Origin of the sequence: Micromonospora sp. NBC_01392, assembly GCF_045040125.1 — a bacterium.
Lineage (GTDB): Bacteria > Actinomycetota > Actinomycetes > Mycobacteriales > Micromonosporaceae > Micromonospora.
Window position 1 is genome coordinate 2,360,808 of record NZ_CP109549.1, and the last position, 21,315, is coordinate 2,382,122.

The following is a 21,315-nucleotide window of genomic DNA, read 5'->3' on the forward strand; positions in this document are numbered from 1 at the left end:
CGGTCACGTCCGGTCCCCGGGGTACGTCGGGGCCGGGGCGGCGACGCTCAGGCCGGCGGGGCGCTCGGGGCGTGTGCGCGCGGCTCGCCGAACCAGCGGGACAGGTGCGCGTCCAGGTCCCGCTGGTCGTCGCCGACCCAGGCGACGTGGCCGTCCGGGCGGAGCAGCACGCCCGGGACGTCCAGTGCCGCGGTGGGATCCCCGAGGTGGTCGACCCGGTCCGACCAGCCGCCGACGGTCAGCCGGCCGGTGCGGTCCAGCAGCAGGCCATGGCCGTGGCGCAGCCGGTCGTAGAGGCGGCCCTGCCGCACGTCGACGTCGGGCAGGCGGCGGCCGAGCAGGTCGGGTCCCTCGCCGAGGTCGTAGCGGACGTCGATCGCGGTGATCTTCTCGACCAGGCGGCGGTTCACCTCGTCGATGTCCATCAGCTCGGTGAGCAGCCGGCGGACGGCTCGCGGGCCCGGCTCGGTGGACAGCAGTTCCATCTGGGCGCGCGTGTTGTCCAGCACGTCCTCCGCGACCGGGCGGCGTTCGGCCTGGTAGGTGTCGAGCAGCGTGTCCGGCGCCCAGCCCCGGACCTGCGCGGCCAGCTTCCACCCGAGGTTGAACGCGTCCTGGAGGCCGAGGTTGAGGCCCTGCCCGCCGATCGGCGGATGGATGTGGGCCGCGTCGCCGGCCAGCAGCACCCGACCGACGCGGTACCGTTCCGCGAGCCGGGTGGCGTCCCCGAAGCGGGACATCCAGCGCGGTGAGTGCACCCCGAAGTCGGTGCCGGCGGCGACGCGGAGCTGGCGTCGGAAGTCCTCCAGCGTCGGCGGCCTCGTGCGGTCGCTGACGCCCGGGACGGGCACGATGACGCGGTAGATCCCGACGTCGACGGGCGCCACGAGGAACCGCTTGTCGGTCTCCCGGATCTCCGCCACCCGGGCGGCGACCTCCTCCGGCGGCACGCCCACGGCCATCTCGCCGAACAGCGTCTCGCTCCGCGCGGGCTCGCCGGGGAAGCCGACGCCGAGCAGCTTGCGTACCGTGCTGCGCCCGCCGTCGCAGCCGACGAGATAGCGCGTGCGCAGCCGTTGCCCGTCGGCCAGATCGACGGTCACCCCGTCGTCGTCCTGCGCGAGGCCGGTCACCGCACCACCCCGCCGGACCTGCGCGCCGCGCGCGACCGCGTGCTCTTCGAACAGCCGGACGACGACCGGCTGCGGGATTCCCAGCAGATAGGCGTACGCGGAGTCCAGGCCCGCCGGCGCGGGCTTGTCGATGGCGGCGAAGAAACCGCGGACCGGACGCCGCCGCCCGCGTTCCAGCACGCGCGCCAGCAGCCCGCGCATGGCCAGCAGCTCGATGCTGCGGATGTGCAGGCCGACGATGCGGGCGAACGAGGCGGGCTCGGTCTCCTTGTCCAGGACGAGTACCCGGACGTCGTGCAGCCGTAGTTCGGCGGCCAGCATCGCGCCGACCGGCCCGCAGCCGGCGATGATCACATCGAACATGGTGTTGCCTTTCGGGAAGCGCCGTGGTGGCGAGGGCGCTCCCGGCGACACCTACGTCGATCGCCCGACCGGGACCGGAGGGGGAGCACCCACATCGAAACGGTTCATGGGTCTCACCTCCTCGGGCCGGGTCGCGGTCAGCCGCAAGCTACAAGCCCGGGTGTCGCCCGGTCCAGTCCTTTTTCCCGCGGTCGGGTCGGCGGTGCCGACACCCACGTTCGGGTGGTGCTGGCACCACGGTCGGTGAGCGGGAAGGGGAAACCTGATGGAGAATCTTCCGGTACGGGCGTCGATATCTGATCGTCCTGTTTGGGTAGAGACAGGTGAGGGGTGACCGGAGAGGGTCGCCGGGACAAGGGAGTCATGGCATGAAGCGGTACCTGATCTCGTTCGAAGACGGCGCGATGGACCACATCCCCACCGAGGAGATGGCCGACGTGGACAAGGCCTCGCACGCGGTGATGGAGGATGCCGTGAAGGCCGGCGCGTACGTGTTCGGCATCGGCGTCGAACGCCAGCGGGCGAGCGTCGTGGCCGCGGACGGGACGGTCACCGACGGCCCCGACCCGGACGCCGAGAGGTTCCTCGGCGGGTTCGTGATCGTCGACGCGGAGACCCGCGAGGAGGGGCTGGCCTGGGCGGCCCGGATCGCCGACGCCTGCCGGTGCCCGCAGGAGGTGCGGGAACTCCACTACGACCCGGAGACGGAGAAGATGCTCCGCCGCCACCAGGGCGACTGATCACCCCGGCTCGCCCGGCGCCGCCCGGGCCAGCCGCTCGCGGACCCGGTCGACGTCCGAGTGGCCGAGACCGTCGAGGATGACCAGGGCCCGGCGCCAGGTGCGGAGCGCGCCGGCCCGGTCACCGGAGGAGTGCCGGCAGTCGCCGAGCCGGGTCAGGGTGTCCGCCTCGTCGTACCGGTCACCGATGCGCTGGTAGAGCGTCAGCGCCCGGCCGTAGCACCGGACCGCCCGACGGTGGTGGCCGAGCCGGTCGTGGATGAGGCCGAGGCTGTCCCAGGTGTTCGCCTCACCGTGGCGGTCGTCGGTCCGGCGCAGCAGCGCCAGCGCCTGCTCGCAGTGCCCGCGGGCGGCAGCGTACCGGCCGAGGCGGGCGTACGCCCAGCCCATCGCGTTGCGGGCGCTGGCCTGCCCCGCCGGGTGACCGGTGTGCTCGTAGAGCGCCAGCGCCCGCGTCGCCTGGTGCAGCGACTCCTCGTACCGGCCCATCCCGTCCAGCATCGCGCCGAACGCGCGGTGGGTGCGGGCCTGCCCGCTGCAGTCACCCAGCTCCGCGAAGAGCGCCAACGCGTGACGGTAGTGGCCGGCGGCCTCCTCCTTCCGGTCCAGCCGGACCAGGGCGCGGGCGAGGTCGCGGTGGGCGTTGGCCTGGCCGGCGCGCTCGCCCGTCCGCCGCGCGGCGGTCAGGGCGGCTTGCTGGGCGTCGGCCAGGTCCGACCAGCGGCCCTGGCGTTGCAGGAAGTCGACCAGGGTCCGGGCCAGCCGCCAGGCGTGACCGTCGCACCGGGTGCGCCCGGCGTGCGCCACCGCCGCCAGGAGCACCCGGTGTTCGGCGGTGAACCAGGCCAGCGCCGACCCCTGGCCGGTGATCTCCTCGGGCACCACGCCGGGCAGCGCGTCGGCCGGTGCGACCGGATCCCAGCCCGGCTGCAACAGCACCGCGGCGGCGTGCGCGGAGTGCAGGTAGTGGTCGAGCCCACGACGGATCGCCGCCTGCCGCTGCTCGTCGGGGTCGAGCCGCTCGGTCAGCTCGGCCGCGTACGCGCGCAGCAGGTCGTGCATGCCGAACCGGCCGGGGGCGTGCTCGGTGACCAGGTGCGCGTGGGCCAGCTCTCCCAGCAGCCGGGGCATCTGGTCCCGGGGCAGGCCGGCCAGGCTGGCGACTGCCGGGATCCCGAACTCGGGGCCCGGATGGCAGCCGATCAGCCGGAACAGCCGCGCCGCCGGCGGGGTCAGGCTCTGGTACGACCAGGAGAAGACCGCCTGCACGTCGGTGCCGGCGTCGCCGGTGTCGAACGCGTCCAGCAGCCGTGCCGTCTCGCGCAACTCGGCGGCGAGCGTGGCCAGGGGGAAGGTGGGGTGCGCCGCGCCCCGGGCGGCGAGCACTGCCAGCGCCAGCGGCAGCCGCGCGCACCGCTCGACCATCTCGTCCACGACCTGCGGCTCGACCGCCAACCGTTCGGCACCGAGACGCCGGGCCAGCAACTGCCAGGACTCGCCGGTGCTGAGCAGCCCGACGTCGATCGACCGGGCGCCCTCGGCGGCGATCAGGCCGGCGAGTCGGTTGCGACTGGTGACCACCACCAGGCAGCCGGGGCTGCCCGGCAGCAGGAGCCGGACCTGCTCGACGTCGCGGGCATTGTCCAGCAGCACCAGCATCCGACGGTCGGCGAGCAGGCTGCGGTAGAGGCCGACCTGCGCGGACAGGTGGTGGGGCAGCAGTTCCGGTGGCACCTCCAGTGCCTCCAGGAAGCCCCGCACCGCGTCCGCCGGTGTCACCACCGCCCCGGTGGAGTCGAAGCCCCGCAGGTCCACGTAGAGCTGGCCGTCCGGGAACCGGTCGGCGGCATGGTGTGCCCAGTGCACCGCCAGCGTCGTCTTGCCCACCCCGGCGGTACCGGACAGGACCACGATCGTCGAGGCGGGGTCGCCGGTCGCCGGCCCGCCGCGGTCACCCACGTCGTCCAGTTGCGCCAACTGCGTCTGCCGGCCGACGAAGCCGGGCAGGGCCGGCGGAAGCTGACGCGGTACGGGCAGCCGTGCCGCCCGGGTACGGCCCCGCCCGCCACCGGGCCGGACGGCGGGGGTCCCGTCCGGGCCGCGCTGCCGTCGGGCCTCCTCCACCCGGTCCCGCGCGGTGGCCAGCGCGCCCTGCTCCACGACGGTGGCCCCGAGCAGTCGGATCAGGATGTCGAACCGCTCCGTCGGCGGCAGGATGTTCCCCGCGAAGTACTCTCCGATCACGCCGCGCGACCAGCCGGTCTTCGCGGCGAGCTGTCGGTAGGTCAACGGCGTCTCACCCTGCTGGCGGGCCTCCCGGCGGCGCAGTTGACGCAGCAGGCCGGCCAGCTCCGGCACGGTCCGAGCCGCGTCGGCGGGGTGGGCCAACGGGTGCGCGGAGCGGTCGAGCGTGACGCCCGGTGTCGTTCTCCGGGCACCGCGACGCTCCATCTGGTCGGACATCCGGCCTCCCCCCTGGCCCACCCCGGCCACCCGGGGGTGAGGTTAGGGCCGCGCTCACGGATGGCCATAGACCCACGCTGATGTACGACAGTTCCCCTCCCGAGGAGCGGGATCCGGCCGCCGGTGCGGTGTCCAGTCGGTACCGGGCCGGTACGCGAACCGCGTACCGGCCCGGATCCGTGGCCTACGCCTTGATCGCGGCGTCCAGTGCCTTGGCCAGCTCGTCGTGCCCGGGCAGGTTGGGGTGCGGGCACCCACCGATCAACTTCTTCTGGATCTTGTCGGAGGTGAGGGCCGGCGCCGGCTGGAAGCGGACGATCGGGTCGGCGGGCAGGATGCTCGCCCGGATGGCGTTGTTGACGTCCTTCGTCCAGGTCTGGACCTGTGTCTTCCACGCCGGCTGCGTCACGAGGTCCACCTCGACGTCGGGGATGTTCGGCAGCGCGCCCTTGACCGGGTCGGGCAACTTCGTGTTCTGCACGTACGTCTGGGCGAACGAACCCAGCGCCACCTTCGCCGGCGTGATGTCGTAGTAGCCCATCCAGACGACCTTGTCCGCCCCGGCGCGGACCATCCGGGTCGTGATCGCGTTGGCGTCCGCGGTGATCTTCGCGTAGTTGGCCGGTCCGTCGAAGGCGGGCACCACGAACCGGAGCCGGTCGACCGTCACCTCCTTCTCGTTGCCGGCGTTGACGTTCTCCTGGAGCACCACCTGGCACGCCCCGCCCTTGATGACGTCGTCCCGGCCGATCTGCTTGCCGGTCGTGTCGTACCAGCGCATCACCGCGTTGAGCGGGAGGTTGTTCCGGATGAAGTACTTGACCATCTCGGTGCGCATCAGCTCGGCCATGCCGCACATCGCGATGCCCTGGGCCACCTGGGTCCAGTTGGTGTTGTTGATCCCGCCGGTGGTGACGAAGTACGCCTTGCGTCGATCCTGTTTGGCCTTGGCCACGGCCGCCTCGGCCAGCGCTATCGGCGGCGACGTGCGCGACCAGAGGTTCTCGCAGGCGTCCGGATAGGTCGCCGGCGCGCCGAGGATGTCACCGGTGCCCATGCCGGTGCGCGCGAAGTTGTAGTACTCCACCACGTCCTGGTTGAGCGCGGTCACGTACCGGCCCGCGTAGCTCGACGTCATGTCGTTGCCGGGCAGGCCGCGCTGGTCCGCCTGGGTGTTCTGGTTGACGGCGCACTTCTTGGGTTCGTGGTGGTGCTTCGCCTGGATGTGCGCCGAGGTGACGGAGTCGCCGGTCGCCACCAGCACCGCGGGCGCGGCCGGATTCCGGTTCGGTGGGCAGAGCCGGTCCTTCTCCGCTTCGGGGAGTCGGCTGTCGGTGGGCGCGGTGCCGCCGGTCGCCGCGCACCCGCCGGCGGGCGGTGACGGACTCCCCGAGGGCGGCACGGTGGCGCTGGGCGGCACGGTGCTGCTGGGCGGCGCGGTGCTGGGCGGTGCGCTGCTGCTGGGTGGCACGGTGGCGCTGGGTGGGACCGAGGCGCTGGGCGGCACGGTGCTGCTTGATGGCGCGGCGGTGGTCGGTGGCGTGGCGGACGTGGTCGTGCCGGGTGACGACGGCGGGCCGGACGCCGGCACGGTGGGGCTCGGGGTGACCGGGCACGGGCTCGGCGACACCGCCGAGGCGGACGGGTCGACCGATCCGCTCGGACCCGGGCCCGCGCTGCCGGTGGAGGTCGGGATGCTGGTCGGGGCGCCGGTCGCGGTCGAGGAAGCCGAGGGCGTCGCCGTCAGGGCGACCGCGAGTGGCGTCGTCGAGGGCGCGCCGGTCGGCCCGCACCGGGCCTGCCGGTCCTCCTCGATGCCGGTCCGCACGTCGGGCGGCAACGGCTCGTCCGGTGCGACGCACGGATCGAAGAACCAGTCCACCCCCTCGATGGTGCGGATGCAGGTGCGCTCGTCGACGGCGTCGGCGGGGGTGTGGTCCACGGCCGGCTGGGCCAGGGCGGGCAGCAGCCCGGTGCCCAGGGTGATCACCATGGTTGCGGCCGGCAGCAGGAGCGTGCGGGGTCTGCGCATCGAACCTCCGATCGGTCCCGGGCGCACCGCCCGGGACCCCGCCTCTACCCACTTCCATAGATCGAGATTCCTGGATCTGTTGGTTCGGTCAGCCGCCCGGGCAGCGGGTGTCGCCGCCACTGTGCTCCACGCAGTGTCCAGGAGGGCCGGGCGCGGTCGGGGCCGGCGCCGGTTTCAGGTCCCGGCCGGCGTGCACGGCGATCGGCAGGGCGGGCACGGCGAGCCCGACGGCAAGCACCAGGAAGACGATCGCGGTACGGAACAGTCGCAGGTGGTACGCCACCAGCGCGACGAGAACGGGCCCGGCGACCGCCACCAGGACGAAGGTCAGCAGGGCCAGCGTCGCCCGGCGGCGCAGGTCGGCGACCTCACCCGAGGCGTCGCCGTAGCTGACCGACCACTGCCGCAGGCCGATGCCCATCCACCAGGTGGCCGCCGCGATCAGCCCGCAGACCCAGAGCACGACAAGCAGTCCGACGATCGGTCCGCCCCGGCGGGCGGTGGCGGTGGTGGCAGACGTCATGCGGTCAGCGTGGCCGAGGTCGATGTGGCGGGCATGAGTCGGCGTACTCAGGAGGTGCGGACGGCGGCGCCTGCCGGGCCGGTCACCGGCGCTGGGCGAGGAAGCGCAGGTACTCCACCCGGTCGAACGGATTGCCGTCGGTGCGGGGCCGGCCGGGCGGGTCGCCGACCACCGGCCGGTCCCCGCCGGGCGCCGACGACCACAGCCCCTCGCCGCTGGACAGGTCCGGCAGCCGCCGCTGTGCCTCCGGTTCCAGCCGGGTCGGCAGGACGCCGCCGATCCGCCAGCCGGCCGCGATCTCGTCGGCGCTGTCGATCCGGGCGCCGAGCCGGCCCAGGTACGCCGTGACCGGGCCGAGCCGGTCGGCCGGCACCTCCGCCTCGAACCGGCGGCACGGCTCGAAGACCCGGGTGCCGGCCTCGGCGAGCGCCCGCATGAGGACGTGGGGCGCGAGGTCCCGGAAGTGCCCGGCGGTGGTGATCGGCGACCAGTAGCCGCTGTGGGTGAGCGTGACCCGGATGTCGGTCACCGGCCAGCCGTGGCGTCCCTGGTCGAGCGCGGCGCGGGTGGCCTCCTCGATGGCCCGGTGGAACGACAGCGGCAGCGAACCGAGCTCGACCGCCAGCCGGTAGTCCACCCCGGAACCGGGCTCGACCCGGAACCCGACCGTGCCGAAGAAGCCGTGCCCGATGATCTCCACGGCGCTGCCGGCGCCGACCGGTCGCTCGACGTGCATCAGCCGGCCCGGCCCGAAGTCCGCCTCGATCCCGTACGTCTCGGCCAGCGTCGCGACCAGCACCTCGCGCTGCACCTCGCCGTAGAGCAGCACGCTCGTGCCGCCGTCCGGGGCCACCCGGGTCCGGATGAACGGGTCGGCGTCCGCGAGGTCCAGCAGCGCGGCGTGCAGCGCCAGGGCCCGGTCCGGGTCGCGGGGACGCACCACCGCCTCCAGCGTCGGCGCCGGGAAGTGCGAGCGTCCGTCGAGGCCGGCCGGGCTGCCGAGCTGGTCGCCGAGGCGTACCCCGGTCAGGCCGGTGACCCGCGCGATGGACCCGGCGGTCAGCGCGGCCGGCTGCGGGCGGCCGATGGTCGCGCCGACCACGTCGAGCCGGACGATCCGGGCGCGCGTCGCGGTGATCCGGCCGTCCGGCTCCCGGCGGTACGCGGTGACCGGCTGCCGGGCGCGCAGCCGCCCGCCGTACGACCGCAGGTATGCCACCCGCTCGCCGGTCGGGTCGCGTTCCAGGGCGAAGACGCGGGCCCGTGGCTCGGGCTCGGCCGGCGGCGACGCCGGGAGCAGGGTCGCGACGGCGTCCAGCAGTTCCGGCACGCCGACCCCGGACAGCGCCGAACCGAACAGCAGCGGGTGGACCTGCCCGGCCGCGGTCTGCGCGCGGAGCGCCAGGCCGATCCGGTCCGGGTCCGGCGGCAGGTCGTCGACCAGGGCGGCCAGCAACTCGTCGTCGTGTTCGGCGAGGACCTCGGCGAGCCGGTGGGCGGCGCCGTGGTCGTACCGTGGCTGGTCGGTCCGGAACGTGGCCCCGGGGGTGCCGGGCGCGCGGACCGTGCCCAGCGGGGCGACGGCCGGGGTGAGCAGTCGGCGCACGTCCGCGACCAGCTCGTCGACGCGGGCGCCCACCCGGTCGATCTTGTTGACGAAGATCAGGGTGGGCAGCCGCAGCGACCGGAGGATCCGCATGAGCCGCCGGCTGTGCGGCTGGACGCCCTCGACCGCGGACAGCACCAGGACGGCCGCGTCGAGCACCCCGAGCGCGCGTTCGACCTCGGCCACGAAGTCGCTGTGCCCGGGCGTGTCGAGCAGGTTGACCTGGCGGTCGCGGACGTCGAACGCGGCGACGGCGCTGCGGATGGTGATGCCCCGCCGACGCTCGATCTCGCCGCTGTCGGTGCGGGTGGTGCCCGCGTCGACGCTGCCGAGCCGGTCGATGGCGCCGGTGGCGTGCAGCAGGCGTTCGGTCAGGCTGGTCTTACCGGCGTCGACGTGGGCGACGATGCCGAGGTTGACGGTCTGCATGGGTCGACGGGTCCTCGAAAGCTCGCGTCCGGATGGGCGGGAAGGTTTCGAGTCCTCGCATCGTCGTGCTCCCGTCGGTCGGTTCGGCCCGTCTCCGCGTCAGGCTGGCACAGCCGGCGCGGCCGGTCCACGGAATTGCGCGGTCACCTCCCGGGACGCTCGTCCGGGCCGGCCGGCCGCTCGGTCTCCTGCACCAGGTAGTGCGGTCGGCGTTTGGTCTCGTAGTAGATCCGGCCGATGTACTCCCCGATCACCCCGAGGAGCATCATCTGGATGCCGCCGAGCCCGATCACGCTGACGATGATGGTGGTGTAGCCGGGGACGTCGATGCCCTTCTCGACGGCGTCCGCGACCACCCAGGCCATGTAGGCGACCGCGATCAGGGTGAGGAACAGGCCGCCGTAGATCGCGAGTCGCAGCGGCCGGTTGTTGAACGACAGCAGGCCGTCGAACGCGTAGTTGAAGAGCTTGCCGAACGTCCACCGGCTCTGCCCCGCCTGCCGGATCTCGTTGCGGTGGGTCACCACCGCGGTCCGGAAGCCGATCCAGGAGAACAGGCCCTTGGAGAACCGGTTGTACTCCGGCATGGTCAGGATCGCGTTCACCGCGAGCCGGGACAGCAGGCGGAAGTCGCCGGCGCCGTCCAGCAGGCGTACGTCGATCCACCAGTTGATGGCCCGGTAGAACGACCGGGACGCGAGCGTCCGGACGAAGCGGTCACCACGCCGGTCCCGGCGGGCGATCACCTGGTCGAAGCCCTGACGGTAGAGCGTCACCATCTCGGGCAGCAGCCGCGGCGGGTGTTGCAGGTCGGCGTCCATGATCACGACCGCGTCGCCGGTGGTCCGCCGCAGCCCGGCGAGCATCGCCGCCTCCTTGCCGAAGTTGCGGCTCAGCGACGTGTAGCGGACGTCCGTGTCGGCGGCGGCGAGCCGGCGCAGCGCCGCGAGGGTGCCGTCGGTGCTGCCGTCGTCGACGTAGACCACCTCGACGTCCACGTCGGGCAGTTCGGCGAGCGCGGCGCGCACGGTCCCGTGCAGCCGCTCCACCGACGCCTCCTCGTTGAAGCAGGGCACCACCACGGACAGCCGCACCCGGGTCACCTCGGCCCGCCCCGGTCAGAGGTGGAAGACGAGCGTGCCATCGAGATCCTCCCGGGTGATGCCGAGCCCGTCGACGGGGCGGGCCTCGATGCCCTCCCAGGGTGTGCCGGCGGCGCGGCTCGGGACGGCCACCACCGACCGCACGCCGATCCCGCGCAGGTACGCCACGCTGCCCGGGTCGGGGAAGGACGCGATCGCCGCCTTGGTCTGTGCCTGGCTGACCGGCTCGAAGCCGGCCAGCCCGTTCGTCACCCGGGGGAAGCCGTCGGTCGTCCACAGCATGTACGTCAGGTCGCCCACGCCGCCGGCCGGCAGCACCAGGATCGGATCCCGGGCCGCCCGCATCGCCGCCGGTGGTCGGGGCACCTCCGGGTGGGGCGTGGTGTTGACGCCCTCCACGACGACCAGGGCCAGCGGCGCCAGCAGGAGCAGCGGCATGAGGAACGGCGTCCAGCGGCGGCCGGTGGTGCGGCCCGGCGCCTCGGCCAACGCGGTCACCAGCCCGGCGGCCAGCAGCGCCAGCAGCAGACTCGTCCAGTGCATCATCCGGCCGGGCGTGCGCAACGCGTCCCAACCCGGCAGGTGCGTGGACAACGTCAGGTAGCCGGGATCCCCGTCCCCGCCGAGCGTGGCGCCCAACCCCAGCAGCACCGTGCCGAGCACCCCCACCCCCAGCGCCACCCGGCGCCGCAGCGGGTACGCCGAGACGACCAGCCCCGCCGCGGCCAGCCCGATCAGCGTCATGCCCGGCAGCAGCGCCATCTCCGGCGGCCAGGAGAGCTGCTCGCGTGCGGCGGCGTGCCGCTCACCCCACAGCCACGAGTCCCCGGGCGCGGTGAGGAACCCCATCAGCGGCGGGGAGAACATCTTCGTCCAGTCCAGCGTGCGTTGGGCCTGCGGGTTGAGGTCGACGACGCGCAGGAAGACCAGGCCGAGCAGGAGCGTCACCGCGCCGAACACGACGCCACCGGCCAGGTCCGCCACCAGCAGCCGGCGGCCGAACGGCGGGCGTTCCCGTCGGCGCCACCAGGACCAGCCGTAGCAGCCGGCCGCCACCAGCACGGCGGCCAGCAGGAAGTACACAAGCGGCAGCCCGATGCCGAAGCCGAGGCTGACCTGCCAGGCGGCGACGAGCCACCCGGCGAACGCCCAGCCGGGCCGCCGCCGCTCCGGCCGGTAGCCGTGCCGCAGCGACCACCCGTGGCCCCGGGCCAGCATCGCCAGGCACAGCGCGATGCCGCCGCTGGACAGGATGTTCAGGTGCCCGGAGTGCGCCAGCCGCCACGGCGCGAACGCCCAGGCGACCCCGGCGACCGCCCCGCCCCACCGGTTCGCGCCGAGCTGCCGGGCCAGCACGTACGCCCCGAAGCAGGCCAGCGCGTGCAGCAGCACGTAGAGCACGTTGTACCGGATCACGGCCGCCTCGAAGCCGGTGCCGAGCATCCCGACCGGGGCGTAGCCGAGCAGGGTGTCGCTGTAGGCGTAGGTGTACCGCTCGGGATAGAACGTGTTCGAGTGCCAGAGGTCGAGCGGGCTGGTCAGCAACGCATGCCCCGCCCAGGCCACCTGCCAGGCCTGCAACGTGGGATCGCCGAGGTCGCCGGGGATGGTGCTCGCCGGGTGCCGCAGCGTCGGCCAGGTGAGCGCCACCGACACCAGCAGGCTGGCCAGCGCCGCGAGGACCCATTCGGTGCGGGCGCGACGCCACCACGGCCTGCCCGGGGCTGGGTCGACGGTGGGCTGTTCGGGGGGTGCGCTCTCGGTGCGGTCCCGAGCGTCGGTGGATGGGGCTTCCATGGGATAGATGTTCTGCGATGCGCTGGCCGTTGTCGATCAGCTGTCCGGAGGGTGGACCGCCGGCGCTTGATTGAATAGGGATCTGTCAATAGATTGGGAGTGGGCGCCGCCGAGGTCCTCCGACCGGGCCGTCGGCGGCTGACAGCTCCACCCCGAGCCGGGCACGTCGGCCGTACGCGCCGACCGGTCGCCGTGGCGCACCGCCGCGCCACATCCAGGGCACGTTGCCGCGCCGCGTCCGTCCGGGACGCGCGCCGCCGCGTCGCCTCCGCCCCGCTCGATGGCAGAAGGACCCTCCATGACGATTCTCCGCGCCCGCCCCGCCCCGATCCTGGCGGCCGTCGCCGCGCTGGCCGCCACCCTGGCCGCGACCGGCACGGCCCTGCTCGCCGGCCCGGCCGCCGCCGCCCAGGGCTGCCGGGTCGACTACACGCCCAACCAGTGGTCCGGCGGGTTCACCGCCAACGTCAAGGTCTCCCCCGGTGACACCGCCGTCTCCGGATGGACGGTCACCTGGACGTACCCCGGCGACCAGCGCGTCACGAACGGCTGGAACGCCACGGTCACCCAGTCCGGATCGACGGTGACCGCCCGCAACGTGTCGTACAACGGCAGCATCCCGGCCGGCGGCTCCACCGAGTTCGGCGTGCAGGGCACGTTCTCGGCCGGCGGCGGTGCGCCGACCGGGTTCAGCCTGAACGGTGTGCCGTGCAACGGCGCCGGGCCGACCGGCGCCCCCACCACGATGGTGCCGACCACCGCGCCGCCCACCTCGACGCCGCCCACCAGCGCACCGCCGACGTCGACGCCGCCGACGACGGCCCCGCCGACCACCGCGCCGCCGCCGGCCGGCTGCGCCGGGGCGGCGCTCTGTGACGGCTTCGAGAACCAGACCGGCTCGACGCCGTCCGGCGACTGGACCGTGGTGAACCCGGACTGCTCCGGCGCCGGCACGGCCACCGTCGACACCAGCACCACGCACAGCGGCAGCCGGGCGGTCCGGATCAACGGCGCCGCCGGCTACTGCAACCACGTGTTCATCCGGTCCACGAAGAACCTCGGCAGCCTGGGCAGCGTCCGGTACGGCCGGATCTGGGTGCGGCACACCACCGCCCAGCCCACCGACCACACCACGATGATGGCCATGACCGACGCCGCCGACGGCAACAAGGACCTGCGGATGGGCGGCCAGAACGGCGCGATGCAGTGGAACCGCGCCTCGGACGACGCCACGCTGCCCGAGCAGAGCCCGGCCGGGGTGGCGCAGAGCCTGCCGCTGCCCACCAACCGGTGGGCCTGCCTGGAGTTCATGGTGGACGGCTCCGCCGGTCAGCTCCGTACCTGGCTGGACGGCGTCGCCGTGCCCGGGCTGACCGCGGACGGCGTACCGACGCACGACATCGACGGCCAGTGGTACAACCGCACCTGGCGGCCCCAGCTCACCGACCTGAAGCTGGGCTGGGAGAGCTACGGCGGCGGGTCCGACACGCTCTGGTACGACGACGTCGCGGTCTCCTCCAGCCGGATCGGCTGCTGACCCGTCGGGAATCGCTGGAGGCGTCCGGGGTGTGGTCCGACCGCGCGACCACACCCCGGACCACCCCGTCACCCGCGTCGAAGCCCTGCCGGGCCGGACGACTGACGGGCGGGCGCGTCCCGGCCGACGCCGACGCGGCTGCCGCCGAACCACCGGGCCAGCGCCACGTCGAGCGTCCGCTGGTCGTCGCCGACCCACGCCACGTGCCCGTCCGGCCGGAGCAGGAGCGCCGGCACGTCCACGGCGGCGTCGGGGTCGGTGAGGTGGCCGACCCGGTCGGCCCAGCCGGCCACGGACAGCCGCCCCGTCCGGTCGAGCAGCAGCCCCTGGCCGGTGCGCATCACCTCGAACAGGCGCCCGGACCGGAGCCGGACGTCGCGCAGCCGCCGCCCGAGCAGCTCGTGGCCCGGGCCGAGGTCGTACCGGACGCTGATCGCGGTGATCTTCTCGATCAGGAGCTGGTTGACGGCGTCGATGTCCATCAACCGCGCCAGCAACCGCCGGACCGCCTGCGGCCCGGGCTCGGTGCTCGTCAGGTGCATCTGCGCGCGGGTGTTGTCCAGCACGTCGGCGGCCACCGGATGCCGTTCGGCGTGGTAGGTGTCCAGCAGGTCGTCGGGCGCCCGGCCGGTGACCACGGCGGCCAGCTTCCAGCCCAGGTTGAACGCGTCCTGGAGGCCGAGGTTGAGCCCCTGCCCACCCATCGGCGGGTGGACGTGGGCGGCGTCCCCGGCCAGGAACACCCGCCCGACGCGGTAGCGGTCGGCCTGGCGGGTGGCGTCACCGAAGCGCGACAGCCACCGGGGGGAGTGCACGCCGAAGTCGGTGCCGGCGTACCGGTGGAGCTGGCTGCGGAACTCCTCGATCGTCGGCGGCGTCGCCCGGTCCTCGGCCACGCCCGCCGCCGGCACCACCACCCGGAACACGCCCGGCCGGCCGGACGGGCCCAGCCCGAACCGCTTCTCCGTCCGGCGTACCTCGGTCATCACCTCGACGATGTGCTCCGGGGACGCGGTCACCTCCATCTCGCCCAGCAACGTGTCGACCGTCGACGGCTCACCGGGGAAGCCGACCCCGAGCAGCTTCCGGACCGTGCTGCGCCCACCGTCGCAACCGACGACGAATCGCGCCCGCAACGGCGTCTCGGTCGCGCCGTCGAGGCCGACGGTCACCCCGTCGTCGTCCTGGTCCAGCGCGACCACGGCGTCGCCGCGCCGGATCTCGGCGCCGACCTCGGCCGCGTGCTCGGCGAGCAGCCGGTCGGTGAGCGTCTGCGCAATGCCGAGCACATATCCGTGCGCGGTGTCCAACCCGGCGGGCGCCGGTTTCTCGATTCCCGCGAAGAATCCCCGGATCTCACCGGGACGGATCGGATACGTCCTGCCGTGGTCGAGGAAACGCTCCAGAAGTCCCCGTTGGTCCAGGATCTCGATGCTGCGGACGTGCAACCCGAGCGACCGCACGTACGGCGGCGGCTCGGCCTCCTTCTCCAGCACGAGCACGTCGACGCCGTACAGGCGCAGCTCACTCGCCAGCATCATGCCGGTCGGGCCGCCGCCGACGACGATCACATCGAACATGTCATTCCCCCATGGTGGGCCGATTTCTGCGTCCGGCCGACGATTGTGTGTCACGATCGGGGCCTTGCCGCAAGCCCGGGGGTGCGGTATACGTTAATAGTGGCGAGGAGTTCTGCTCCTTGCCCATTTTCTTGTTTGTTCGACCGGGCGGAAACGGTTCAGCCGTCGACGAGTGCGGCGGGTCTCCGGAGAGATGCCGCGGGGCGAGAGCACCAGCGCGGCCGTCGCGGTCACCGTCAGGACGACCACGGCGGCCACCACCCAGCGCCAGCGCCGCCACCGGCCCGGTCGAGCGGGCATGCGCACTCCTCGCCCGGCCGGCTCAACCGACCTGACTGTTGTCCTTGAGCGCGCCCCACCCGTGCCAACGGTCGATCTCGATGGACGCGCTCACCCGACCGCGCTCCCGCCGCGGGTACGGCTTTCCGGTGTAGTGGCGGGCGAGCCGGTCGATGTCCGCCAGGTCCGTGTCGTCGCGCAGCTCCACCACGTGGCCGACGATGCTGAGGTGGGTGTACCAGCCCTGCTCGTCCAGCACGGTGAGGGTGACCCGGGGGTCGTTGCGCAGGTGGCCCAGCCGGCGCCGCCCCTCGTCCATGTTCACCAGGATCCGGCCGTCGTCCCACAGGTACCAGGTGGCCGCGGAGACCGGCTGGCCGTCGGGGCGCAGCGTGGCGATCACGGCGGGGTTCGGCTTGCCGAGCATGGCGACGGCGGGCTCGGGCAGCGGTGGCTTCGACATGGCTCTCCTCTTCGCGGCAGCGCTGTCTCCGCACTGTACGGACCGGCCGTGTCCCGTGCAGGGGAACCGGGTCCGGAGCCGGACGGCTCCGGACCCGGTCCCGCGCCGTCAGGAAGCGGTGCAGCCGACGTTGCCGGGCGCGGTGCCGCCGTCACCGGTGGCGGTGAACCCGAAGGTGGTCGACGCGTTCGGGGCCAACGTGCCGTTGTAGGGGGCGTTCCGGACCTGGACGGCGCCGGTGGTGCCGGTGTTGACGCCGCCCCAGAGGCTGCTGATGGCCTGGCCGTTGGCCAGGGTCAGGCGGGCCGTCCAGCCGTTGATCGTGGCGGTGGTGTTGTTGGCCACGGTGACCTCACCCTGGAAGCCGCCCGGCCAGGTGTTGATCGTGCGGTAGCTGGCCGCGCAGCCGGTCGGCGGGGGAGTCGTCGGCGGCGTGGTCGTGGGCGGGGTCGAGGTGGGCGGCGTGCTCGTGGGCGGCGTGCTGGTCGGCGGCGTGGTGGTGGGCGGCGTGGTCGACGCGAACTGGCTGAAGAACCGCCAGATCTCCCCGGAGGTCCAGGTTCGCGAGTCGTTCGGGCTGCCCGACCCGTCCACCGGGCTCGGCGTGTGGTCACCGTCAAAGGCGGCCCACTGCACCGGGTAACCCGCCCGGCAGCCGGAGTAGACGGTGGTGATGTGGGTGAAGCTGTTCAGGGCCGGCTCACGAGGGGTCTGCGCGGTGCAGCCGTTGTTGCGGACGAACGTGTCCCGCAACGACCGGCCCATGGAGATGTTCAGCACGCTGTCGTGGGTGCCGTGGATGCCGAAGTAGGGGACCGGCTGGGTGCCGCCGTTGCAGCCGCTCAGGTTGGCGCCGGACAGCACCGCCACCGCGCGGATGACGGTGGGCCGGGCGCAGGCCACCGCGTAGCTCATGGCGCCGCCGTAGCTCCAGCCGAGCGCGAACCGCTGGGTGGTGTCCACGCAGAGGTCGTTCTCGACCTGCCGGGAGATGTCGTCGAAGAGGGTGAGGTCCCGGCCGTTGGTGTTGGCCCAGCCGTTGTCGATGCCCTGCGGCGCGACGAAGATCGTGCTGTTGTTCGACAGCGGCAGGAGTCCGTAGTAGCCGGCCGAGGCGACGTTGTTCGCGGAGCCGTTCAGCCAGTGGAAGCCGAAGACGAGCCGGTAGGGGTGGTTCCGGTCGTACCCGTCCGGGATCCGCAGGATGTAGCTGCGGTTCTGTCCGCCGCTGGAGATGGTGCGCGTCCCGTTGCTGAGCGTGGGGGCCTTGCCGCAGCCGGCGGTCGCCGCGAGCGTGCCGTTCGTCGCGGCCTGCGCCGCGGGGCCGAGGCCGCCGCTCAGCACGCCGCCCGCGGCCGCCGCGAACAGCAGGGCCGCGGCGGCCAGGGATGAGAAAAGCGGGGTACGTTTCACGATTGCTTGCCTCCGTGCCGTCGATGTCTGGTGGCGGTGGTGTGTGCGCGTGGGCGCCCGGCGACCGCCGACGTGCCGCCGGAAGCGGAAGCCGTGCCGGGTCGCCTGCGAGGTGGCGGGGGAGAGCGGTGCGGCCGGGCCGGAACGGGATCCGGCAGCGACCTGCGGTCGGCTGGCGTCGGCGGAACGGCCCGGACCGGTCACCGGCCGGTCGGGCGGCGGAACAAGGCCGGTGCAGCGCCGTGCCGGTCGACCGGATCGTGGAAGCGTGCCCTGCGCTCCCGTGCCGAAAGATAGCAGGTTATCGATAACATCTTCAACCGGAAGCGTTCCGGTAAAAACGCCGCCTCGGCCCGAAACTCTCGCCCGATCCCCCGAAACGTCTGCCCTGGAGGTGTGGTCCTCCACTGTGAGCGATCACAACTCGGACGCGGCCACTAGGGTGCGAGGCGTGCACATCCGTTTCGACGTACCCGCCGATCCCACCTACCCGGGGCGGGTGGCCGCCACGCTCAGCGGCGTCCGGCTGCGCCCGTTCGGCCGTCTCGGCGTGGCGCTGGCCGCGGTCGGGGCGGCCGGTCTGGCCGCCGCGTGGGCGTTCGGGTGGGGCGATCGGGCCGCGCCGCTGTGGACCTCGCTGCTCGTGGCCGGCCTGCTGTCGATGCTGTACGCGCCGTGGGTCCAGTGGCGGGCCCGCCGCCGCTCCGGTGACTACGCCGTCGAGGGCGGCTACGAGCTCACCGACGACAACATCATGATGCGCAGCGGCTCGGAGTCCGCCGGCATCGCGTGGGACGGGGTGAGCCGGGTGACGGACACCCCGGAGTTCTGGATCGTGTACGTCGGCCGGATGCCGGCCACCGTGATCCCGCGCCGGTTGATGTCCGCCGGGGACGCCGAGACGCTGCGCGCGTTCCTGACCGGACGCGGCCTGCTCCGGTCCCGGTGAACCGCCGATCCCGGGACCGGCGGACCCTGGTTGCGCCGGCCGGCGGCGGGCATCGTACGGGTCGTGGGCCGGAGACTCCGGCGTGCGGAAGGGAACCATGACGGACCACGCACTTCCCGGCGGCACCTACCCGGTGGGCGACCTGACCCTCACCCGGGTCGGCTACGGCGCCATGCAGTTGGCCGGTCCGGGCGTGTTCGGGCCGCCCCGGGACCGGGCCGCCGCGGTCGCCGTGCTGCGCACGGCGGTGGAGCTGGGCATCCGGCACATCGACACGGCGGACTTCTACGGTCCGCACGTCACCAACGAGATCATCCGCGAGGCGCTCGCGCCGTACCCGGACGACCTGCACATCGTCACCAAGGTCGGCAACCGTCGCGACGCGCAGGGCGGCTGGCCGCCCGCCCGCACCCCGGCCGAGCTGACCGAGCAGGTGCACGACAACCTGCGACGCCTGGGTCTGGACGCGCTCGACGTGGTGAACCTGCGGGTCGGCGGCATGGACGCACCCGTGCCGGGTTCGATCGCCGAGCCGTTCGGCGCGCTCGCCGGCCTGCGGGAGCAGGGGTTGATCCGGCACCTGGGGCTGAGCACGGTCACCTCGGAACAGCTCACCGAGGCGCAGTCGATCGCCCCGGTGGTGTGCGTGCAGAACTTCTACAACCTCGCCAACCGGGGTGACGACGAGCTGGTCGACCGCACCGCCCGGGAGGGCGTCGCCTACGTGCCGTACTTCCCGCTGGGCGGCTTCTCGCCGATGCAGTCCGACGTCCTGGACCGGGTCGCGGCCCGGCTGGCGGTCACGCCGATGGCCGTCGCGCTCGCCTGGCTGCTGCACCGCGCACCGAACGTCCTGCTCATCCCCGGCACGTCCTCGGTCGCGCACCTGCGCGAGAACGTCGCCGGCGCGGCCCTGGAACTGCCCGCCGACGCGCTCGCCGAGCTGGACGCGGTCGGCGCGTGACCCGGTCGCGACGCCGCAGGGCGGCCGTGGCGCTGCACTAGGGTGTGCCCATGACGGCTCGCCTGGACGGGTTCGCCTTTCCACCCCGCCGCCCGGCCGAACGGTTGGGGGTGGCGGTGGTGAGTGAGCTGGTCGAGCTGATCGTCACCGGGCAGCTCGACGCGGGGCAGCTCCTCCCGCCGGAGGGGCCGCTCAGCGAGCACTTCGGCGTGAGCCGGACGGTCATCCGGGAGTCGGTGAAGCGGCTCGAGGAGAAGGGCCTGGTGGTGGTCTCGCAGGGTCGGGGCACCCAGGTGGCCCGGGTCGGTTCGTGGAACATGCTGGATCCGGTGGTGCTCTCCGCGCTCATCGACAACGACGAGTCGTTGGGCGTCCTGGACGAGCTGACAATCGTCCGGGGCAGCCTGGAGGCGGCCATGGCGGGCACGCTGGCGAGCCGGCGTACGCCGGAGGAGTTGACCCGGGTCGAGCACGCGCTCGCCGTGATGCGCGAGATCCGGCACGAGAGCGACTCGTTCCGGCAGGCGGACGTGGTCTTCCACTTCACCGTCATGGAGCTGTCCGGGAACCGCCTGGCGGAGAACATCTGCAAGCGCCTCTACCGGCGGGCGATGGAGAGCAGCCGCTACCACGGCATGACGTACGAGAGCGCGTTCGAGTCGACGCTCGACGAGCACGCGCGGGTGGTCGACGCCATCGCCCGGCAGGACGTGGCCGCCGCCGAACGCGCCATGCGGGACCACATCGTCACCTCGTGGCAGCGGCGCCGGTTGGCGGGGCCGGGCGGCGGCCCGGCGCGCTAGCTCAGGGGTCGGGGACGAGCCGCAGGCCGGCGCGGTCGGGCCGGACGTGTGGGCCGGTCGCCGAGCGGGGCGCGCGGGTGGGCGCGAGGCGCTGCTCGTCGACCTCGATGCCCAGCCCCGGCCGGTCGCCGAGGACGATGCCGCCGTCCGCGATCTCCTGGTCCACGGTCAGCCCGATCGGCCAGGTGAAGTCCTGGACCTCGCACGACAGGTGGTTGGGCACCGCCGCGGCGGCGGCCGCCAGCGGGTTGGCGTGGTAGGCCACCGGGCTCACCGGCAGGTCCCGCCCGTGCGCGACCGCGGCGGTCCGCAGGAAGTGGGTGATGCCCCAGACACTGCCCACCTGGACGACGTCGACGGCGTCCGCGTCCAGCAGGGGCCGGAACTGTTCCAGGCCGGTGAGGTTCTCGCCGGTGGCGACCGCCGCCCGGACGCCGTGCCGCACCGCCGCGAGGCCGGCCGCGTCCCACCGGCGGACCGGCTCCTCGACCCAGGTCAGGTCGACGGTGCGCTCCAGCGCGGTGACGAACCGGACGGCCTGGGCGCGGTTCCACGCCTCGTTGGCGTCGACCATCAGCGCCGGGCGGCTGGTGTTGTGGCCGAGGATCTCCCGGACCGTCTCCAGCCGGCGTCGGTCCCGCTCGACGTCGTGGCCGCCCTTGAGCTTGGCGGCGGTGAAGCCGCGTTCGGCGAAGCGCTCGTACAGTCGCGCGAGCGCGTCGTCGTCGAGGGCGATGTCGAGCCCGGAGGCGTAGCCGGGGACGAACCGGTCGGCGGCGCCGACGGTGCGCCAGAGCGGCTCGTCGGCCGCCTTCGCCTTGAGGTCCCACAACGCCATGTCGAGCGCGCCGACGGTGCCGAACGTCGCGCCCGCGTGGCCGGTCTTGAAGACCTGGTTCAGCATCCGGTCGTAGAGCGCCGGGGCGGCGCGGGGATCCGCGCCGTCGACCGCGCCGAAGACCCGCTCGACGTCCCCGTGCGGGCCGAGACCGACGCCTTCCAGACCGACGTCGGTCTCCAGGATCAGCACGGGCACGTCGGTCCGCGTCCGCGGCATCACCCCGTTGGCGTCGCCGATCAGTCGTCCCCAGTCGTGCGCGGTGGTGCGGCTGCGGTAGCCGGTGACCTTCACGCTCGT

General features: G+C 73.4%; 16 protein-coding genes. 5 read left to right on the plus strand and 11 right to left on the minus strand.

Going from position 1 to position 21,315, the window contains the following annotated elements; genetic code table 11:
• Window positions 1-47: 47 nt before the first annotated feature.
• Complete coding sequence (gene rox, locus OG767_RS10970; protein ID WP_405093298.1) at window positions 48-1,496, minus strand: rifampin monooxygenase; 1,449 nt, start codon at window positions 1,494-1,496, stop codon at window positions 48-50.
• 368 nt (window positions 1,497-1,864) lie between these two features.
• Here rox (OG767_RS10970) and OG767_RS10975 point away from each other — a divergent pair, with 368 nt between their 5' ends.
• Complete coding sequence (locus OG767_RS10975) at window positions 1,865-2,236, plus strand: YciI family protein (RefSeq protein ID WP_405093299.1); 372 nt, start codon at window positions 1,865-1,867, stop codon at window positions 2,234-2,236.
• Here the strand turns inward: OG767_RS10975 and OG767_RS10980 are convergent, their stop codons facing one another.
• The 6 genes from OG767_RS10980 to OG767_RS11005 form a co-directional block, all read right to left on the minus strand.
• Entirely contained in the window at window positions 2,237-4,699 is a 2,463-nt protein-coding gene (locus tag OG767_RS10980; RefSeq protein ID WP_405093300.1) for an ATP-binding protein, read from the minus strand. It lies immediately after the preceding gene.
• A 184-nt stretch (window positions 4,700-4,883) separates the two neighbouring features.
• Entirely contained in the window at window positions 4,884-6,731 is a 1,848-nt protein-coding gene (locus OG767_RS10985) for a hypothetical protein (RefSeq protein ID WP_405093301.1), read from the minus strand.
• An 88-nt stretch (window positions 6,732-6,819) separates the two neighbouring features.
• Entirely contained in the window at window positions 6,820-7,254 is a 435-nt protein-coding gene (locus OG767_RS10990; RefSeq protein WP_405093302.1) for a DUF6234 family protein, read from the minus strand.
• A gap of 82 nt (window positions 7,255-7,336) precedes the next feature.
• Window positions 7,337-9,289: a GTP-binding protein gene (locus OG767_RS10995; RefSeq protein ID WP_405093303.1), complete on the minus strand. Its 1,953-nt coding sequence runs from the start codon at window positions 9,287-9,289 to the stop codon at window positions 7,337-7,339.
• A gap of 143 nt (window positions 9,290-9,432) precedes the next feature.
• Window positions 9,433-10,392 carry a glycosyltransferase family 2 protein gene (locus OG767_RS11000; protein ID WP_405093304.1) on the minus strand — a complete coding sequence of 320 codons (960 nt, stop codon included), beginning with the start codon at window positions 10,390-10,392 and terminating at the stop codon, window positions 9,433-9,435.
• 15 nt (window positions 10,393-10,407) lie between these two features.
• Window positions 10,408-12,189 (minus strand): hypothetical protein, encoded by a 1,782-nt coding sequence (locus tag OG767_RS11005; RefSeq protein WP_405093305.1) that lies wholly within the window; start codon window positions 12,187-12,189, stop codon window positions 10,408-10,410.
• A 298-nt stretch (window positions 12,190-12,487) separates the two neighbouring features.
• Here OG767_RS11005 and OG767_RS11010 point away from each other — a divergent pair, with 298 nt between their 5' ends.
• Entirely contained in the window at window positions 12,488-13,726 is a 1,239-nt protein-coding gene (locus OG767_RS11010; protein ID WP_405093306.1) for a cellulose-binding domain-containing protein, read from the plus strand.
• Between the two features lie 68 nt (window positions 13,727-13,794).
• Here the strand turns inward: OG767_RS11010 and rox (OG767_RS11015) are convergent, their stop codons facing one another.
• The 3 genes from rox (OG767_RS11015) to OG767_RS11025 all read right to left on the minus strand — a co-directional run bounded on the left by rox (OG767_RS11015) (window position 13,795) and on the right by OG767_RS11025 (window position 17,464).
• On the minus strand, window positions 13,795-15,306 hold the full coding sequence (gene rox, locus OG767_RS11015) for a rifampin monooxygenase (RefSeq protein ID WP_405093307.1): 1,512 nt from the start codon (window positions 15,304-15,306) through the stop codon (window positions 13,795-13,797).
• 322 nt (window positions 15,307-15,628) lie between these two features.
• Window positions 15,629-16,048: a PPOX class F420-dependent oxidoreductase gene (locus tag OG767_RS11020; protein WP_405093308.1), complete on the minus strand. Its 420-nt coding sequence runs from the start codon at window positions 16,046-16,048 to the stop codon at window positions 15,629-15,631.
• Window positions 16,049-16,156: 108 nt separating this feature from the next.
• Window positions 16,157-17,464: a cellulose binding domain-containing protein gene (locus OG767_RS11025; protein WP_405094189.1), complete on the minus strand. Its 1,308-nt coding sequence runs from the start codon at window positions 17,462-17,464 to the stop codon at window positions 16,157-16,159.
• 448 nt (window positions 17,465-17,912) lie between these two features.
• Here OG767_RS11025 and OG767_RS11030 point away from each other — a divergent pair, with 448 nt between their 5' ends.
• The 3 genes from OG767_RS11030 (at window position 17,913) to OG767_RS11040 (ending at window position 20,177) form a co-directional block, all read left to right on the plus strand.
• A complete protein-coding gene (locus OG767_RS11030; protein ID WP_405093309.1) occupies window positions 17,913-18,410 on the plus strand; it encodes a YcxB family protein in 498 nt (165 codons plus the stop codon).
• 97 nt (window positions 18,411-18,507) lie between these two features.
• Entirely contained in the window at window positions 18,508-19,374 is an 867-nt protein-coding gene (locus OG767_RS11035) for an oxidoreductase (protein WP_405093310.1), read from the plus strand.
• Window positions 19,375-19,424: 50 nt separating this feature from the next.
• Entirely contained in the window at window positions 19,425-20,177 is a 753-nt protein-coding gene (locus OG767_RS11040) for a FadR/GntR family transcriptional regulator (RefSeq protein WP_405093311.1), read from the plus strand.
• A 1-nt stretch (window position 20,178) separates the two neighbouring features.
• On the opposite strand, the gene OG767_RS11045 is transcribed toward OG767_RS11040, so the two are convergent.
• Window positions 20,179-21,309, minus strand: coding sequence for a mandelate racemase/muconate lactonizing enzyme family protein (locus OG767_RS11045; RefSeq protein WP_405093312.1), 1,131 nt, complete (start codon window positions 21,307-21,309; stop codon window positions 20,179-20,181).
• Between the last annotated feature and the right edge of the window lie 6 nt (window positions 21,310-21,315).

Excerpts from the sequence above, each read along its gene's own strand:
- OG767_RS10975 (WP_405093299.1), top strand. The coding sequence starts at position 1,865 with ATGAAGCGGTACCTGATCTCGTTCGAAGACGGCGCGATGGACCACATC.
- OG767_RS11005 (WP_405093305.1), bottom strand. The coding sequence starts at position 12,189 with ATGGAAGCCCCATCCACCGACGCTCGGGACCGCACCGAGAGCGCACCC.
- OG767_RS11020 (WP_405093308.1), bottom strand. The coding sequence starts at position 16,048 with ATGTCGAAGCCACCGCTGCCCGAGCCCGCCGTCGCCATGCTCGGCAAG.
- OG767_RS11035 (WP_405093310.1), top strand. The coding sequence starts at position 18,508 with ATGACGGACCACGCACTTCCCGGCGGCACCTACCCGGTGGGCGACCTG.
- OG767_RS11040 (WP_405093311.1), top strand. The coding sequence starts at position 19,425 with ATGACGGCTCGCCTGGACGGGTTCGCCTTTCCACCCCGCCGCCCGGCC.
- OG767_RS10995 (WP_405093303.1), bottom strand. The coding sequence starts at position 9,289 with ATGCAGACCGTCAACCTCGGCATCGTCGCCCACGTCGACGCCGGTAAG.
- OG767_RS10980 (WP_405093300.1), bottom strand. The coding sequence starts at position 4,699 with ATGTCCGACCAGATGGAGCGTCGCGGTGCCCGGAGAACGACACCGGGC.
- OG767_RS11010 (WP_405093306.1), top strand. The coding sequence starts at position 12,488 with ATGACGATTCTCCGCGCCCGCCCCGCCCCGATCCTGGCGGCCGTCGCC.
- OG767_RS10990 (WP_405093302.1), bottom strand. The coding sequence starts at position 7,254 with ATGACGTCTGCCACCACCGCCACCGCCCGCCGGGGCGGACCGATCGTC.
- rox (WP_405093298.1), bottom strand. The coding sequence starts at position 1,496 with ATGTTCGATGTGATCATCGCCGGCTGCGGGCCGGTCGGCGCGATGCTG.
- OG767_RS10985 (WP_405093301.1), bottom strand. The coding sequence starts at position 6,731 with ATGCGCAGACCCCGCACGCTCCTGCTGCCGGCCGCAACCATGGTGATC.
- rox (WP_405093307.1), bottom strand. The coding sequence starts at position 15,306 with ATGTTCGATGTGATCGTCGTCGGCGGCGGCCCGACCGGCATGATGCTG.